This window comes from Microbacterium sp. 18062, assembly GCF_902706225.1.
Classification (GTDB): domain Bacteria; phylum Actinomycetota; class Actinomycetes; order Actinomycetales; family Microbacteriaceae; genus Microbacterium.
Window position 1 is genome coordinate 77,548 of sequence record NZ_CACSKB010000006.1, and the last position, 15,992, is coordinate 93,539.

Here is a 15,992-nt window from a genome sequence, read left to right on the forward strand (position 1 = left end):
ACTATTGATCGATAGTGAAGGAGTTTTCGTGGGCGAGACGATCATGATCCTGGGGCTGCTTCTGGTCGTGGCAACCTTCCTCGGCCGGGCCGCACGCCTCATCGGTCTGCCTCCCGTGCCGGTCTACATCCTGGTCGGCCTGGCCGCCAGCCCCGCCGTGCATCTGATCCCGATCGAGCTGCCCTACGACGAGATCCACATCATCGCGACCATCGGCCTGGTGCTGCTGCTGTTCAACCTCGGGCTCGAGTTCGACACCGCGGCGTTCGCCAAGAACGCTCGCACCCTCATCATCGCCGGGATCGTGTACATCGCCCTGAACTTCGGCGCCGGCCTGATCCTCGGAATCGCTCTCGGCTGGGGCGTCGCGGAGGCGCTCGTGGTCGCGGGCATCACGGGCATCTCGTCCTCGGCGATCGTGACGAAGCTCATGGTGGACCTGAAGAAGATGGGAAGCCCCGAAGCGCCGCTCATCCTCGGCATCATCGTGATCGAGGACGTCTTCCTCGCCGTCTACCTCGCGGTGCTGGGGGTTCTGATCAACCCCGACTCGAACATCTGGGGATCCGTCCTGCGGCTCGTGGTGTCCGTCGGCTTCCTGGTGTTCCTGTTCACGGTCGCTCGCCGCGGCAGCCGCATCATCAGCAGGATCGTGAACGAGAAGTCCGCCGAGCTGTTCGTCGTCGGCCTCGTCGGCATCGCCCTGTTCATCGCCGGTGCCTCCGAGGAGCTCGGCGTCTCCGACGCGATCGGCGCGTTCATGGTCGGCCTGATCGTGGCCGGGACGAATGCCCGTCACAAGGCCGAGAAGACGACCGCTCCCCTGCGCGACACGTTCGCCGCGGTGTTCTTCATCGGCTTCGGACTGACCCTGGACCCGTCGCGCTTCGCCATCGTGCTGGTGCCCGTCCTCGTCGCGGTCGCGATCACGATCATCGCCAACCTCGCCGCCGGCGTCATCGCGGCGCGGCTGCAGAAGATGACGGTGCTCACCGGCATCGAGGTGGGCCTCACCCTGGTGAGCCGCGGCGAGTTCGCACTCATCCTCGCCACGATCGCCGCCGCCGCCGGCCTCGACGACCGGATCGCTCCCTTCGCCGGACTCTACGTCCTCATCCTCGCCATCCTCGGGCCGCTCATGGTCACCTATCTCCCGCGACTCTGGAGCGGACGCGTCGTCGGATCCCCGACGACGGACGACGTTCCGATCGGACCGAGCCCGACGACACGACTCGAGCCCGAGGCGGCCACGACGGAGGCGAGTCATGCCTGACCTCTGGTGCATCGCCGGGGACGCCGACGCGACGGGGTGCCGGCTCGCCGAAGTCCTTCTCGACGACGGCCAGCGGGTCGCGGTGGTCACGACCGACGTGGCGCCCTTCGCGATGCTCGTCAACGCTCATGGCGACGCCTTCCTGCCCATCGAGGTCGGTGCCGTCGAGGGACAGCCGTCGAGCCGCGCGGTCTCGGCCATCGAGGAGAACGACGCCATCGTCGGCGTGATCCTCGTCACCTCGATCGAGGCCGAGCACACGCCGCTCGCCGACGCGATCGGTGCGATGATGCACCGCTGGCCGGACGCCGTCGTCGTCGATCTCTCGGGATGAGCTCGACCGCGTACGCACCGGCCGCCGCCAGCGCGAGCGCGACGGGGAGCGCCTCGCGACGCAGCGAGCACCGTGACACCGTCCGGGGCCGCTGACCGCACCCGATCGAGGAGTCCCTCGCCGTAGGGAACGGGCTCCGCACCGAGCTCCCTCACGCGAGGCGCGCGGTGCTCGCTGGTCGTCGCGAGGACACGATCTCCCCCGCGCCGGGATCGCGCTCGGGCAGCTCGGTCACGGGTGTCCGGAAGGTCGTCATGTCAGGTCTCGCGCTCTCGGCGTGGCGCGGGTGCGCCGATTCCCGGTCCGGCTTCGGACTCGGCGCCCAACGTGAGGATCTCGTCGCGCAGGCGTCCCATCCGGGCGTCCAGATCCGCGGCGGATCGCGCCGCGGCATCGAGCTCGGCGACGAGATGCCGAGGAAGCTCGTTGCGGTACTTGTAGGAGAGCTTGTGCTCGATGCTGGCCCAGAAGTCCATCGCGATCGTGCGGATCTGCAGTTCCACGAACACGTTCTCGGTGTGGTCGGAGAGGAACACAGGGACCTGCACGATGAGGTGCAGGGACTGGTAGCCGTTGTCCTTGGGGTTCTCGATGTAGTCCTTGGTCTGCACCACTGTCAGATCCGGCTGCCGCGCGAGCATCCCGGCGATCGCGTACACATCGGAGACGAAGCTGCACGTGATGCGGATGCCGGCGATGTCCCGGACCCGATCCCGGATCGCGGGGATGGCCAGGTCGCACTCGACACGCACGACCTTCTCCAGCAGACTCTCGACGGACTTCAGCCGGGACCGAACGTGCTCGATGGGGCTGTACGCGTGCGACTGCTCGAACTCCTGCCGAAGGATGTTGATCTTCGTCAGCACCTCCTCGATGCCGAACTGGTAGTACAGCCGGAAGCGGGCGAACTCGTCGTGCACCTCGCGCAGCTCCGCGGCCATGCCCTCCGCATCGTCCGGTGTGCTCATGAACGTTCCGGCACGGGCGCGCAGAGTCCGAACGATCTGCTGCTCGTGGGCGTCAGCGCCCCCTGGTCGATGAGCATCCGGGTCAGGGGACACGAGCCGGTCCGTCGCCATCGCTACTCCTCTCCCGCGTCGCCCGTCGCGCGCCGGATCAAGCCGATCGCATCGTGGATCGTCGCGCGGGTCCCTGCCGCATCCAGCGAGCCGCCCCTCCGTTTGCGCATGACGTAGTGCAAGACGGTCATCGCCAGCCCCACGACCATGCGGGCCTCGTCCTCCAGGCCGGGCTCCCGCTCCGGCGTGCGACCGTCGGCCGCGAAGCGCTCCAGGAGCATCGCCGCGTACTGGTCCTCGCGATCGCTCAGCCGAGCGATCATGCGGGCGGCGAGCTCCGGGCTGCGCTGGATCACCTGCCGTCGCAGCCGTGCATGCTCGGGATGGGGCTCCCGTATCGACAGGGCCGTCGTGACCATCTCGAGGAAGTCCTCGAGCACGCTCGGGCCGCCGGCGTGCACGAACGCGTCGACCGCCTCGCCCTGCGGGAAAGGGGGCAGGACCCCGAGGATGACGCCCTCCTTCGAGCCGAAGTAGTTGAAGAAGGTGCGCGGGGAGACCATGGCGGCCTCGCAGATCATGTCGACCGTGACGTGCTCGTAGCCGTGCTCGACGACCAGGGTGAGGCCGGCCTGCTCGATCGCGGCCCGGGTGGCGGCGCGCTTGCGCTCGCGCAGTCCCCCGGGTTGGACGGTGTCACTCATACCGCAACGCGTCGATCGGGTTCTGCCGCGCGGCGCGGCGGGCGGGCAGGGTGCCCGCGAGGAACGCGATGCCCATCACGACCAGGATGATCGTCGCGACCGATGCGGGGGCGAACTGCATCACCTGGAGCCCTTCGAGATCGGCCAGGACGGTGTCGGAGAGCACGGAGCTGATCAGGGTGCCCGCGCCGATCGCAGCGAGCGCCCCGAGTGCGCTGCCGAGGAAGCCGATGAACACGGCCTCGGCGCTGAACAGGGCGAAGACCTTGCCGCTGCCCATGCCCATCGCCTTCATCAGGCCGATCTCCCGGGTACGTTCCTGCACGCTCATCAGCAGCGTGTTCACGATTCCGAAGCCGGCGGCTATCAGCGCGATCACCGCGAACGCGTTCAGCACGCCGATGATGCCGTTGATCACGGTCTGCACGGCGCCGATCTGATCGGCCACGGTCAGCGCCGAGAAGCCCTCCTCTGTCAGGTCCGCCTTGATCGCCGCGACCTGGTCAGCGGTCGCATCCGGGTCGAACGTGGCGGTCGCCGCGACGTAGCCCTGCTGCAGGCTGTCGGGCCGGCCGGTGTTCTGCACCGCGACGAGCTCATCGGTCAGGTGCTGGCCGAGCGCGGCGCCGGAGGTGAAGAGCGACTCGTTCTGAACCCCGGCGACGATGGCGTCGACCTCGTGCAGATCGCCCAGGTAGTCGGAGATCCCGATCGTCACCTCCTGTCCGACCGCGTCCTCGGCGGTGTCCCATCCCAGGGCGTCGAGGTAGGAGGTCGGCAACAGGATCTCGTTCGTCTCCGTGTCCGCGGACAACGGCGACCCCGCTGCCAGATCCGGGATCGAGACCGCAGCGCTCGCGTTCGCGCTCAGCTCGAACCTCTCACCGCCGGCGTGCTGGATGAACGCGGTGCTCACCGACACGACCGGACTGACCGTCAGGATCCCCTCGACGTCTGCGATCGCGTCGAGATCGCTCTCGCTCAGCACTGCCGGGGCCGCGGCACCGCCCGGGAGCCCGCCGGAACCGCTGGAGGCGGCATCCGGATCGTAGGGCGCCGGCCCGCTGTCGGTCGTGGCGTCCTCGGCGGCGTGCGTCACCGTGAGCACGTCGGTCGAGCCGATGGACGATATCTGCGTCTCGATGTAGTTCGAGATCCCCGTCCCGATGGCGCTGGTGATCGTCAGCGTGAAGGCGCCGATGAAGATCGCCAGGACCGTCAGCACGGTACGCGTCTTGCTGCGGAAGCTGTTGGAGACCGCCGAGGACAGCACGTCGCGGAGCTTCATGACCGCTCCTCCGTCCCGCCGGGAGCCGAGTCCGGCTCGGCGTGCGGCTCCGAGAGCGACTCGATCAGTCCGTCACGGACGAACACCTGCCGGTCGCAGCGGGCAGCGAGCTCCGGATCGTGCGTGACGATCACGAGGGTGATGCCGCGCTCACGATTGAGATCGAAGAGGATGTCCTCCACCAGCAGCCCGGTGGCCGTGTCGAGGTTGCCCGTGGGCTCGTCGGCGAAGATCACCTTCGGATCGGCCACGAGCGCCCGCGCGATCACGACGCGCTGCTTCTGACCACCCGAGAGGTTCGTCGCCCTGTTCTTGGCCTTGTCCGCGAGCTCCAGCTGCTCCAGCGCCGCCATGCCGCGCTCCTTGCGCTCGCGCGCTCCCGCACCGGCGATCTTCAACGGCAGCACGACGTTCTCCAGCACCGACGCATTCGGGATGAGGAAGAACTGCTGGAACACGAACCCGAAGTCCTCGTTGCGCAACCGGCTCACCTGCCGCGCACCGATGCCGGCGGCATCCTGCCCTTCGACGAGCAGCTCGCCGCCGTCGGGCGCGTCGAGCAGCGCCAGCAGATGCATCAGCGTCGACTTGCCCGAACCGCTCTTTCCCACGATCGCGATCGACTCTCCCGCCACGACCTGCAGGGAGACGCCCTTGAGCGCCTCGAACCTCGCCTGCCCCCTCCCATAGGCCTTGTGGATGTCGCGGGCTTCCAGGATCGGGATGCTCATCGGAACGGTCTCCTCGCGCCGGATGGAATGTGCAGTCACTGCAAAAAGAGAGTAACTGCACATTTCTGGGAATGCACCCTGAGCGATGCCGAGACGAGCCGAGTCGCCCGGACGGATCCGCAGCCGAGGGTGATCAGTCCCCGGGGGTGATGAGCCGCTGCAGGAGCGCCCCGTACTCGGTCACGATGTCGTCGACGGCCATCGCCGCGAGGTCCTCGTCGCCGAGGATCCATAGCTCGTAGAGGAGTCCCCCCACGAGCGACGACGCGAGGCGTATCCGAAGCTCGATGTTCGGTCCTCGCAGACGCTCCCGCAGCGGCGCGACGAATGTCGCCTCGTGGAACTCCTGCAGTCGCGCGCCGACGTCGCGCGACTCACTGGCACGCACGAGAGCGAGGAACACCCCGCGCACCTCGTCGTCGGCGTCGAGGACGAAGCGCACGACCCGCCTTCCGAGCGTCTCGATCGGACCGCCGAAGAACGGAGAGCGGTCGATCTGCGCCGCCACCGCCTCGAGGAAGAGCCCCTCCTTCGAGCCGAAGTAGCGCACCACGAGGGCGGCGTCGATGCCCGCGCGGCGCGCGATCGCTCGCACCGATGTCGCGGCATAGCCGGCGCGGGGGAACATCTCGCCGGCCACCTCCCGGATCGTGTCACGCGTGGAGAGACGGGATCCAGTCACGGCGCCATCCTAGGGCCCACACGGTCACCCTTTGCATTGCGTCAACACTGTGGACAGAATGAGGTCATCAGTGTTGATGCCTCGGTCGCACAGGAAAGATGCGCGACCGACGGCACCCGGAAAGGATCAAAGATGAAGGCCGCATACGTCCTCGACGGCGAGATCCACGTCGGCGAGATCGCCACCCCTGTCCCCGGCGAAGGGCAGGTCCTCGTGCGCACGCTCGCCTGCGCGATCTGCGCCTCCGACCTCCATTTCCTCCACGGGGGGAACGAGATGGTGGAGATGTCGCGGAAACACGGCGGTCCGTACGCGGGCCTCGACCTCGACAAGCCCGTCGTGCTCGGCCACGAGCTCGTCGGCGAGGTCGTGGAGTACGGCCCGAACAGCCGACGACCGGTCGAGATCGGCGCGCGCGTGACCTCGATCCCCGTCGTCACGACAAGCGGGGCGCACTCCGTCATCGGCTTCGACAACACGCTGCCGGGAGGCTTCGGCGAGTACGTGGTGCTCGACGAGAACTTCCTCCTCGAGATCCCCGACCACGTCTCGGACGACGAGGCCGCACTGGTCGAGCCCCTGGCCGTCGGACTCGAGCACGCCCGCGTCGGAGAGCCCACCGCCGACGATGTCGCCGTGGTCGTCGGATGCGGCGCCATCGGGCTCGGCGTGATCGCCGGGCTCAAACTCGCCGGCGTCGCGGCGATCGTGGCCGTCGACCTGTCGGAGTCACGACGCGGGATCGCTCTCGAGATGGGAGCGACCCTCGCGATCGACCCCCGCGATCGGTCGCCCTACGGCCCGCTCGCCGAGCTCGACGGCCGAAGCGCGACCGTCGTCTACGAGTGCGTCGGCGTCAAGGGGCTGCTGAGCCAGATCATCGACGCGGTCGGGCGGGAGGTCCGGATCGTCATGGGCGGCTACTCGATGCAGCCGGAGCAGATCTACATCTTCACCGCCCAGAACAAGGGACTGCGCATCTACTTCGCCTCCGGTGAGCGCCCCGAGGACATGCGCCGGTCGCTGACGTCGATCGCAGAGGGCACGACCGACGTCAAGCTGTGGCTGACCGGCGAGCGGATCGGTCTGTCCGGTCTCCAGGACGCCCTCGAGCACATGACCGACCCTCTCGCGTCGATCCGCACGGTGGTCGATCCGCGTCTCTAGCGACGATGCCCACACGGCCGGCGGCCCGGGATCGCCGGCGGTGCGGGCATACAGTACAATTGCACTGTGCCGGCACTTACCGATCTCTCCCTCATCGATGCCCAGACCCTGCGCGCTGCGCTCCCCCTGACGGAGGCGATCGCCGCGATCCGGGACGCGGCGTCGCTCGGCACGGACGCGTTCCAGCGGTCGGCGGTCGACACCGCCCACGGCCAGTTCCTCCTGATGCCCTCGGAGCTCTCCGGATACGCCGGGTGCAAGGTGCTGACCGTCGCCCCGGGCAACCCCTCCCGCGGTCTCGACCGCATCCAGGGCGTCTTCCTCCTCTTCGACGGCGACACGCTGGAGCCGCGCGCCATCATCGACGGCGCCGAGCTGACGTCGCTGCGCACCCCCGCGGTGACCGCCGCCATCGTGGATCTCGTGACCCCCGCGGACGCCCGCACGCTCACCGTGTTCGGCACCGGACCCCAGGCGCGTCATCACGTCCGGGCCATGCGCGAGATCCGGCCCATCGAGCGCGTCCGCGTCGTCGGCCGCACCGAGGAGAGCTCGCGCCGGGCCGCGGACGCGTGGTCGGACGCGGACCTCGACATCCGCGCGGGCTCGGCGGCCGAGGGACGGGATGCCGACATCGTGATCTGCGCGACATCCGCGGTCGAGCCGCTCTTCGGCACCGGAGTCGACGCGCGCACGACGGTGGCCGCCGTCGGGTCGCACGAGCCGACCAAGCGCGAGCTCCCGGGGGCGCTGCTCGGCTCGAGCCACGTCATCGTGGAGAGCCTGACCGTGGCCACCACCGAGGCGGGCGACGTCATCCAGGCGATCGACGAGGGCCATCTGCGCGTCGACGACCTCATCAGCTTCCAGGAGGTGGCCACCGGCGCCGTCTCCCCCGGCTTCGACCGCTCGCGCGTCGTGAAGACCTGCGGCATGGGCTGGCAGGACCTCGTGGTGGCGGTGGCGGCCATGGAACGGATCGACGACGGGGGAAGACGGGGCACCGGCCGATGAACGAGACGATCCGCACCGAGGACTGGCACACGGCGGGCGAGCCGTTCCGCATCGTCACCTCGACCGAGACGGTCGGCGCGACGGTCGCGGAGCGCCGCATGAACGCCATCGCGGGCGATCCCGATCGCGTCCGCCGGTTCCTGTGCCTCGAGCCGCGCGGGCACGACGACATGTACGGCGGATTCGTGACGCCGGCCGACGACGACGGAGCCGACTTCGGCGTGCTCTTCTGGCACAAGGACGGCTTCTCGACGGCGTGCGGCCACGGCACGATGGCACTGGGCGCGTGGGCCGTGGAGACGGGCCGGGTCGGCGCTCCCGACGACGGCGAGGCGATCGTGACCATCGACGTCCCCAGCGGTCGCGTCCAGGCGCGCGTGCAGCGCGAAGCCGGCCGCACGACCGGCGTGGTCTTCCGCAACGTGCCCTCACGGGTGCTCCAGCGCGGGATCGAGCTCGAGACGACGCGGGGCACGGTCTCGGTCGATCTGATCTTCGGAGGAGCGGTGTACGCCACCCTCGCCGCATCCTCGGTCGGCTTGACGGTCGAGCCGGGCGACACGATGAAGCTCATCGAGATCGGCCGCGAGATCAAGTGGGCGCTGAACGCCCATCCCGCCGCCCAGCTCGCCGACCCGCGGCTGTCGGGGGTGTACGGCACGATCCTCGTCGACGACCTGGGACGCACCGACATCGGCCCGTGGCAGCGCAACATCACCGTGTTCGCCGACGGCGAGGTCGATCGCAGCCCGTGCGGGTCGGGCACCGCCTCGCGCGTGGCGCTGCTCGCGGCGACGGGCGGACTCGCCGACGGCGAGTGGCTCACACACGACTCGATCATCGGCACGCGCTTCCTCGCGCGCGTGGCGGAGCACGACGGCGACGCCGTGATCCCCGAGGTGAGCGGTCAGGCGTACCCCGTGGGCACCTGCTCGTTCACCCTCGCCGACGGCGACCCGCTGCCGTCCGGCTTCAGCCTGCGCTGATCGCCTACGGCGCGTCCTCGCCCCGCGCCCATTCGCCGCGGATGTGGGCGATGTGCTGCCGAAGGAGCGCCGTCATGCCGTCGCCGTCGCGCGAGAGCGCGAGACGGACCATCTCCCGGTGCTCGGCCGCCGTCTCCTCGAGAGCTCCGGCGTCGGCGAGCTTCTGAAGGCCGTAGAGCCGACTGCGCCCGCGGAACTCGCGGATGACGCCGACGAGCGTCTCGTTGCCGTGCAGCGCGAGGAAGGTCGAGTGGAACTCGGTGTCCAGCACGATGAAGCGCACGAGGTCGCCGTCGCGGGCGGCGCCCTCGAGGTCGAGAGCCAGCGGCTCGAGGGCACGGACGCCGTCGGCGACGGCGCCCTCGCACGTCCTCGCGATCTCGGCCATGACGGGCACCTCGATCAACAGGCGGATCTCCACCAGCTCGTCCAGCTCGCGGTCGCTCAGCGTGCGCACGCGGAAGCCCTTGTTGGGGACGACCTCCACCATCTGCTCACGCACCAGATCGAGCATCGCCTCGCGCACCGGGGTGGCCGACACCCCGAGCATCTCGGCCAGCTGCGGCGCCGAATAGAGCTCCCCCGCGCGCATCCGGCCGCTGATGAGCGCCGAGCGCAGTCGCTCCGACACGGCGCGGCGCACGCTGCCGGCGCGGGGCAGCGGCTCGATCGCACCCTGCGCGTCGTGCGCGATCGTCATCGTTCCCCGCCCTCTCTCCCGCGCGAACCACCGGTATCCGGCTAGCGTACTGACCCGCCCCGCGTTCTCGCGTCAGCGACCCTGACCGACGATCATCCTGCACGACTCGGAGGCCCCCTCCGGGATCCCCGTATCAGGAGGGGCGGACCAGATGGAGCCGCTCGGTGCGCCCCACGGCGATCCCGTCCAGCTCCAGGTCGGCTGCCGCATCCGTGCCCTCGCGCACCGGGAGCCTGTGGATCTCGGGCGGGGCGTCGGGATCGAGCAGCGCGTCGAGGCCCCGCGTCACGCGAACCCGCTCCTCGGAGGCGAGCCACGAGTCGTACGCGGCCCCATCGTGCCAGAGCGAGGTGACGATGAGGAGGTCGGGGCGTGCCGTGTCGCGAAGCGCCTCGCCGCGGAGCAGGCCGAACGGGATCGCCGCCTCGATGATCCCCACGCTCCGATAGCGCTCCACGAGCTCGTCGATGCGCCCGCCCGCCGAGCGGAGGACGAGCACCGACTGCAGCATCCTCATCCCTCCACGACGCGGCCGCGGGAGATCACCGTGGCGACGGAGCGCTCGGGCTCGGCCAACGCGGCGATGTCCTCCAGGGGGTCCACGTCGAGCACCAGCAGGTCGGCGAGGTACCCCTCGGCGATCCGGCCGAGCTCCCCCTCCTCGCCGAGCAGTCTCGCCGCCGTCACCGTCGCCGAGCGCAGGATGTCGAGGGCGGGCAGAACCTCGGCGCGCACGGCGAACTCGCGGGACTGGAACCGATGCATGGGCCCGATGAAATCGGTGCCGAACACCACCTGCACGCCGCGGTCGCGGGCGATGCGCAGCATCTCGGTCCCCGCGGCACGGATGCCCTCCGCCTTGCGGCGCGACTCCTCCGGCACGCCGAACTCCGCGCTCTCCTCGGACGCCAGCAGGGTGCCGATCGCGAGGGTCGGCACGAGGAACGCGTCGTTCTCGACGAACAGCCCGGCGGTCTCGTCGTCGAGCAGCGTCCCGTGCTCGATGCATCGCACGCCGAGACGGAGCGCCCGAGCGATCGCGGCCGGGGTGTAGGCGTGACCGGTGACGTAGATGCCGGCGTTGCGCGCCTCCTCGACCGCCGCCCGGATCTCCTCCTCGGCGAACTGCGCGGAGTCGATCCGGTCGGTGGGAGAGGCGATGCCGCCGCCGAGCATCAGCTTGATGTGGCGCGCACCGCGGCGGATCTCGTTGCGCACCGCCGCCCGCACGGCGGGGACGCCGTCGGCCACGAGCCCGATGGTCGGCAGCGCCGTGGACGCGCTGTGCGCACAGACCTCGCCCGCGCCGCGGAAGTCGCCGTGACCGCCCGTCTGGGACAGGGCGGGTCCGCCGTGGAAGATACGCGGACCGGCGAGGTACCCCTCCTCGACCGCACGCACCAGCCCGTGGTCCGCGCCGCCGACGTCGCGCACCGTCGTGAAGCCGCGTCGCAGCATCGCGCCCATGAGGTCGCCCGCGCGGGCCGCCACGTAGAGCGGCGACTCCCGGCCGGGCACGCCGAGATCCGACTCGTAGCCGAGAAGATGCACGTGCGCGTCGATGAACCCCGGCACCACGACACGGCCGGCCGCGTCGACGCGGGTGGCCGCCTCGAACGCCTCGGGGGCGGGGTCGCCTGGCCCGAGGACGGCGACGATGCGGTCGTCCTCGACGAGGATGCGCCGCTCGGGGGTCCGGCTGCCGTCCACCGGGTCGAGCACGGCGGCCCGCAGGACCTCGAGACGGCGGGGCGTCATGCGACGGCCCGATCGCGGGAGCGCAGGGCAACGGCATTCAGGTCGCGCCCTCGCACCTCGGGCATGAACGCGATCACGATGCCCGCGAAGACGGCGATGCCGATGATGATGAAGGCGACCGCCTGTCCGTTCCCCGAGGTCACCAATGCGGTGGCGATGAGCGGCATGGTCCCGCCGACCAGCGCCGACGAGAGGTTGTACGGGATCCCCATCGCGGTCGTGCGGACGTTCGCGGGCGTCAGCTCGCAGTAGGTCGCCGACTGGGTGGCCGAGGTGAAGCCCACGATCAGGCAGCCCACGATGTCCACCGCGAGGAACACGCCGAAGCTGGGGATCTCGAGGAGCCGCAGCATCGGGTAGGCGAGCAGCGCCATGCCGACGCAGTGCGCGAGCAGCATGGGCTTGCGTCCGATCTTGTCGGAGAGTCGGCCGAGGAACGGGAGCGCGATGAACATGACGATGAGGGAGATGATGCCGCCCAGCAGCGTCTGCTGCAACGGGAGACCGCTCGCCAGGTGCGCATATGTGGGGAGGAACACCGTCCACAAGTAGTAGGCGCCGGTATAGACGGAGATCGCGAAGATGCGCAGCATCGTCAGCTTGTGGTGCGTGAAGACCTCCCTGAGCGGCGACTGCACGATCGCGTCGGTGCCCGCGATCTTCTGGAAGGCCTCGGTCTCGGGCGCGCGGGTGCGCAGGTACAGTCCGATGAGCCCGAGGAGCGCTCCGATGATGAAGGGGATGCGCCATCCCCACAGCGCCAAGGTCTCGGCATCGAACACCGTCGTCACGATCGCGCCGGTGGCGGTCGCGGCCAGCGTTCCCGCGATGCTGCTCATGAGCGTGACCGAGCCGAACAGTCCCCGCTTGTGTTCCGGCGCGTGCTCGACGATGTAGCTGGAGCCCGCCTGGAACTCCGCGCCGGCGGAGAGACCCTGCACGATGCGCGCGGCGACGAAGATCACCGGGGACACGATCCCGATCACCGCGTAGCCCGGGGTCAGGCCCAGGACCAGGCTGCCTCCCGCCATCATCAGGATCGCGAGCGAGAGAAGGCGCTTGCGGCCGATCCGGTCGCCCAGCGGCGACAGCAGCACGGCGCCGAGCGGCCTGGCCGCGAACCCGACGGCGAAGGTCGTCAGCGTCTGGAGGAGTGCCGCGATGTCGGACCCGGCATGGAAGATCTGCGCGGAGAAGACCGTCGCGAGGACGGCGAAGATCCCCCAGTCGTACCATTCGACGAAGTTGCCGAACGATCCGCTGATGAGCGGGGAGGCGGACGTGCGGCGACGCGCGGTAGACGTGGTCATCGCTCCTCATTTCTGTTCGCGGGCCGGTGGTGCAGCCGGATGATAAGAGCACGCTATACCAGTGCAATTGCACTGGTATAGGTCATCATGCCGATCCCGTGTTTCGTCCGCGTGACAAAGGGCGCTCGAACCATCGCCGCGACATGACCTTCCCAAGGCCGCTCCGACCGCCCGACGGCGGTCGGAGCTCACGGCGAGTCCCGCACCGGCGGCGGAGAGCCGCCAGGCGGCGCGCTACTTCGCGACGAGCGTCGTCTCGAAGCTGTACATGTCGGGGCGGTAGCAGTGATGTCCGTACTCGAACGCGCGACCGGAGCTGTCGAACGCGATGCGGTCCATGGTGAGGACGGGTCCGCCGCGGTCGATGTCGAGCAGCTCGCTCTCGTCATTGTGGGCTCGCCGAGCGCCGATCCTCTGCTTGGCGATGCGGATCGTCACCCCTCGAGCGCGGAGGATCTGGTAGAGCCCGCGCTCCTCCAACTGCTCGGTCGTGATGTCGCCGAACTCCGGCGGAAGGTAGTTCTCGAGGATGGCCACGGGCACGCCGTCCGTGCTTCGCTGGCGACGCAGATAGACCACGTCCGTGCCGACGCCGACGCCGAGACCGGCGGCCACGGCGTCGGTCGCGATGACCGTCTCATGCGCCAGCACCCGCGTCCCCGGCGAGTGGTGCGTGTTCTGGAGGTCCTCGTAGAGGCTCGTCAGCTCGACCTGCCGGGTCACCTGCCCCTGCACGACCTGGGTCCCGATGCCGCGACGGCGCACCAGCAGCCCCTTGTCCACGAGCTCCTGGATGGCACGCCTCACGGTCGGCCGGGAAAGTCCCAGCCGCTGCGCGATGGCGATCTCGTTCTCGAGGCGGGCACCGGCGGGGATCGCGCCCGAGTGGATCGCCGCCTCGAGCCGACTCGACACCTGGTAGTAGAGCGGCACCGGACCCGTGCGATCGAGGTCGGCGAACAGCTCGTCGGGCCAATAGGTCTCGACCCCCGCCATGACACCCTCCCGACATCGACCGTCTAGTGGCCGCATGTTCCGACAATCTTACCTAGCGCTCTTCCATGTCAACTCCTCTTGCAGGAACGCGCACATGTGCTATTGTTAGGACAATATTGGATCTCGATCCGGTTCCCGCTCCAGAAGGGTTGTACGGCGAAGTATGACGCAGACGCATTCCCTCCCCGAGGTGCTGGTCCTCGGCCGCCTCGGCGTGGATCTGTACCCGCTGCAGGACGGGGTCGGCCTGGAAGACGTGTCGACCTTCGGCAAGTATCTCGGCGGCAGCGCGGCGAACGTCTCGGTCGCCGCGGCGCGATACGGCCACCGCACCGCGCTCGTCTCCCGGGTCGGCGACGACCCCTTCGGGCGCTACCTGCTCCGCGAGCTCGAACGGCTCCGCGTCGACAGCCGCCACGTCGCGACGGACCCGACGCTGAAGACCCCGATCACGTTCTGCGAGATCTTTCCGCCCGACGACTTCCCGCTCTACTTCTATCGAGAGCCGAAGGCGCCCGATCTCAACATCGACGCCGCGCAGCTCGACCTCGACGCCGTCCGCGCAGCGGACATCCTGTGGTTCACCGTGACCGGCCTGAGCCAGGAGCCGAGCCGCGCCGCCCACCATGCCGCGCTCGGCGCCCGCGACCGCAGGACGCACACCGTCGTAGACCTGGACTACCGCCCGATGTTCTGGGCGAGCCCCGACGAGGCGACCGATCAGATCGCCCGCGTGCTCGATCGGGTCACCGTCGCCGTCGGCAACCGCGAGGAGTGCGAGGTGGCCGTCGGCGAGACCGAGCCGGATCGGGCCGCCGACGCGCTCCTCGAACGCGGCATCGAGCTGGCGATCGTCAAGCAGGGCCCCAGAGGCGTGCTCGCCAAGACGCGCGAGGAGACCGTCGAGGTGCCACCGTACCTCGTCGACGTCGTCAACGGGCTCGGCGCCGGCGACGCCTTCGGCGGCGCGCTCTGCCACGGCCTGCTGGAGGGCTGGGGACTCGAGCGCATCCTGCGGTACGCGAACGTCGCCGGCGCGATCGTCGCGTCCCGCCGCGAGTGCTCCACCGCGATGCCGACGGCGGCCGAGGTCGACGAGATCCTCGAGAAGGCGATCTGACATGGGATCGAGCACACCGGGTGCCGCGGAGTTCGCGGCCCTGCGCGACCTGCGGGCCACGCATCCCGAAGCGATCGGCGCGGCGTTCCAGCGGCGCACCCGCCGCGAGCTCCTGCGGGGCGACGGCCGCCTGTTCATCATCGCCGCCGACCACCCCGCCCGGGGCGCGCTCGCCGTGGGCTCCGAGGCGACCGCGATGGCCGACCGCTACGTCCTCCTCGAGCGGCTCGCCATCGCGCTGAGCCGGCCGGGCGTCGACGGGGTCCTGGGCACCCCGGACGTCATCGACGATCTGGCCGCGCTCGGTCTTCTCGACGACAAGATCGTGGTGGGCTCGATGAACCGCGGAGGGCTGCGCGGCTCGGCGTTCGAGATGGACGACCGATTCACCGGCTACGACGTGCCCTCGATGGCGGCCTCCGGGCTGGACTTCGCGAAGACGCTCATGCGCATCGGGCTCACGGATCCCGCGACGGTGTCGACGCTCGAGACCACCGCGCGCGCGGTCACCCAGGCGGCCGAGGCGCGCCTGCCGATCATGCTCGAGCCGTTCATGAGCCGCTGGGTGGACGGCCGCGTCGTCAACGACCTGTCGACGGATGCCGTCATCCTCTCGATCGCGATCGCCGCGGGCCTGGGCGGCAGCAGCGCGTACACCTGGATGAAGCTGCCCGTCGTCGAGGACATGGAACGCGTCATGGCTGCGACGACCATGCCGACGGTTCTGCTCGGAGGCGACTCCGGCGTCGATCCCGACGAGACGTTCGCGGCCTGGGAGGACGCCCTCGCACTGCCCGGCGTCCGGGGCCTGACCGTCGGGCGCACGCTTCTCTATCCGCCCGGCGGCGACGTCGCCGCCGCGGTCGACGTCGCCGCCGCCCTCGTCCACCCGAACCTCTGATCCGCGAAG

General features: G+C 69.7%; 17 protein-coding genes. 7 read left to right on the forward strand and 10 right to left on the reverse strand.

The annotated features are described in order from the left end of the window. The first annotated feature begins 28 nt into the window (after positions 1 to 28). Complete coding sequence (locus GVL03_RS03905) at positions 29 to 1,273, forward strand: cation:proton antiporter (RefSeq protein WP_159499677.1); 1,245 nt, start codon at positions 29 to 31, stop codon at positions 1,271 to 1,273. After that, positions 1,266 to 1,607 (forward strand): hypothetical protein, encoded by a 342-nt coding sequence (locus GVL03_RS03910; protein ID WP_159499678.1) that lies wholly within the window; start codon positions 1,266 to 1,268, stop codon positions 1,605 to 1,607. Before GVL03_RS03905 ends, GVL03_RS03910 begins: the two co-directional genes overlap by 8 nt. A gap of 257 nt (positions 1,608 to 1,864) precedes the next feature. On the opposite strand, the gene GVL03_RS03915 is transcribed toward GVL03_RS03910, so the two are convergent. From GVL03_RS03915 to GVL03_RS03935, 5 genes are all read right to left on the reverse strand, one after another. Further along, complete coding sequence (locus GVL03_RS03915) at positions 1,865 to 2,575, reverse strand: GTP pyrophosphokinase family protein (RefSeq protein ID WP_159499679.1); 711 nt, start codon at positions 2,573 to 2,575, stop codon at positions 1,865 to 1,867. A gap of 113 nt (positions 2,576 to 2,688) precedes the next feature. Further along, positions 2,689 to 3,330: a TetR/AcrR family transcriptional regulator gene (locus GVL03_RS03920; RefSeq protein WP_159499680.1), complete on the reverse strand. Its 642-nt coding sequence runs from the start codon at positions 3,328 to 3,330 to the stop codon at positions 2,689 to 2,691. Then, complete coding sequence (locus GVL03_RS03925) at positions 3,323 to 4,618, reverse strand: ABC transporter permease (protein WP_159499681.1); 1,296 nt, start codon at positions 4,616 to 4,618, stop codon at positions 3,323 to 3,325. Before GVL03_RS03925 ends, GVL03_RS03920 begins: the two co-directional genes overlap by 8 nt. Then, the gene (locus tag GVL03_RS03930) at positions 4,615 to 5,349 is read right to left on the reverse strand and encodes an ABC transporter ATP-binding protein (protein WP_159499682.1); all 735 of its coding nucleotides are present in this window, start codon (positions 5,347 to 5,349) and stop codon (positions 4,615 to 4,617) included. Before GVL03_RS03930 ends, GVL03_RS03925 begins: the two co-directional genes overlap by 4 nt. Positions 5,350 to 5,482: 133 nt before the next feature. Further along, positions 5,483 to 6,031, reverse strand: a complete 549-nt coding sequence (locus tag GVL03_RS03935; protein WP_200847050.1) for a TetR family transcriptional regulator — start codon at positions 6,029 to 6,031, stop codon at positions 5,483 to 5,485. A 132-nt stretch (positions 6,032 to 6,163) separates the two neighbouring features. Between GVL03_RS03935 and GVL03_RS03940 the strand changes: the two genes are divergently transcribed. From GVL03_RS03940 to GVL03_RS03950, 3 genes are all read left to right on the forward strand, one after another. Continuing rightward, positions 6,164 to 7,198 carry a zinc-binding dehydrogenase gene (locus GVL03_RS03940; RefSeq protein WP_159499683.1) on the forward strand — a complete coding sequence of 345 codons (1,035 nt, stop codon included), beginning with the start codon at positions 6,164 to 6,166 and terminating at the stop codon, positions 7,196 to 7,198. 66 nt (positions 7,199 to 7,264) lie between these two features. After that, on the forward strand, positions 7,265 to 8,212 hold the full coding sequence (locus tag GVL03_RS03945) for an ornithine cyclodeaminase family protein (RefSeq protein WP_159499684.1): 948 nt from the start codon (positions 7,265 to 7,267) through the stop codon (positions 8,210 to 8,212). Next, positions 8,209 to 9,198: a proline racemase family protein gene (locus GVL03_RS03950; RefSeq protein WP_159499685.1), complete on the forward strand. Its 990-nt coding sequence runs from the start codon at positions 8,209 to 8,211 to the stop codon at positions 9,196 to 9,198. The genes GVL03_RS03945 and GVL03_RS03950 overlap by 4 nt, the downstream gene beginning before the upstream one ends. 4 nt (positions 9,199 to 9,202) lie before the next feature. On the opposite strand, the gene GVL03_RS03955 is transcribed toward GVL03_RS03950, so the two are convergent. From GVL03_RS03955 to GVL03_RS03975, 5 genes are all read right to left on the reverse strand, one after another. Next, positions 9,203 to 9,898 (reverse strand): GntR family transcriptional regulator, encoded by a 696-nt coding sequence (locus tag GVL03_RS03955; protein ID WP_159499686.1) that lies wholly within the window; start codon positions 9,896 to 9,898, stop codon positions 9,203 to 9,205. 133 nt (positions 9,899 to 10,031) lie between these two features. After that, positions 10,032 to 10,409, reverse strand: coding sequence for an antibiotic biosynthesis monooxygenase (locus GVL03_RS03960; RefSeq protein ID WP_159499687.1), 378 nt, complete (start codon positions 10,407 to 10,409; stop codon positions 10,032 to 10,034). A 2-nt stretch (positions 10,410 to 10,411) separates the two neighbouring features. Continuing rightward, positions 10,412 to 11,656 carry an amidohydrolase family protein gene (locus GVL03_RS03965; RefSeq protein ID WP_159499688.1) on the reverse strand — a complete coding sequence of 415 codons (1,245 nt, stop codon included), beginning with the start codon at positions 11,654 to 11,656 and terminating at the stop codon, positions 10,412 to 10,414. Beyond that, entirely contained in the window at positions 11,653 to 12,966 is a 1,314-nt protein-coding gene (locus GVL03_RS03970; RefSeq protein ID WP_159499689.1) for an MFS transporter, read from the reverse strand. Before GVL03_RS03970 ends, GVL03_RS03965 begins: the two co-directional genes overlap by 4 nt. A 234-nt stretch (positions 12,967 to 13,200) precedes the next feature. After that, positions 13,201 to 13,962 carry a GntR family transcriptional regulator gene (locus GVL03_RS03975; RefSeq protein WP_159499690.1) on the reverse strand — a complete coding sequence of 254 codons (762 nt, stop codon included), beginning with the start codon at positions 13,960 to 13,962 and terminating at the stop codon, positions 13,201 to 13,203. A gap of 163 nt (positions 13,963 to 14,125) precedes the next feature. Between GVL03_RS03975 and iolC the strand changes: the two genes are divergently transcribed. After that, positions 14,126 to 15,082: a 5-dehydro-2-deoxygluconokinase gene (gene iolC / locus GVL03_RS03980; protein WP_159499691.1), complete on the forward strand. Its 957-nt coding sequence runs from the start codon at positions 14,126 to 14,128 to the stop codon at positions 15,080 to 15,082. A gap of 1 nt (position 15,083) precedes the next feature. Continuing rightward, positions 15,084 to 15,983, forward strand: coding sequence for a class I fructose-bisphosphate aldolase (locus GVL03_RS03985; RefSeq protein ID WP_200847051.1), 900 nt, complete (start codon positions 15,084 to 15,086; stop codon positions 15,981 to 15,983). Positions 15,984 to 15,992 lie beyond the last annotated feature (9 nt).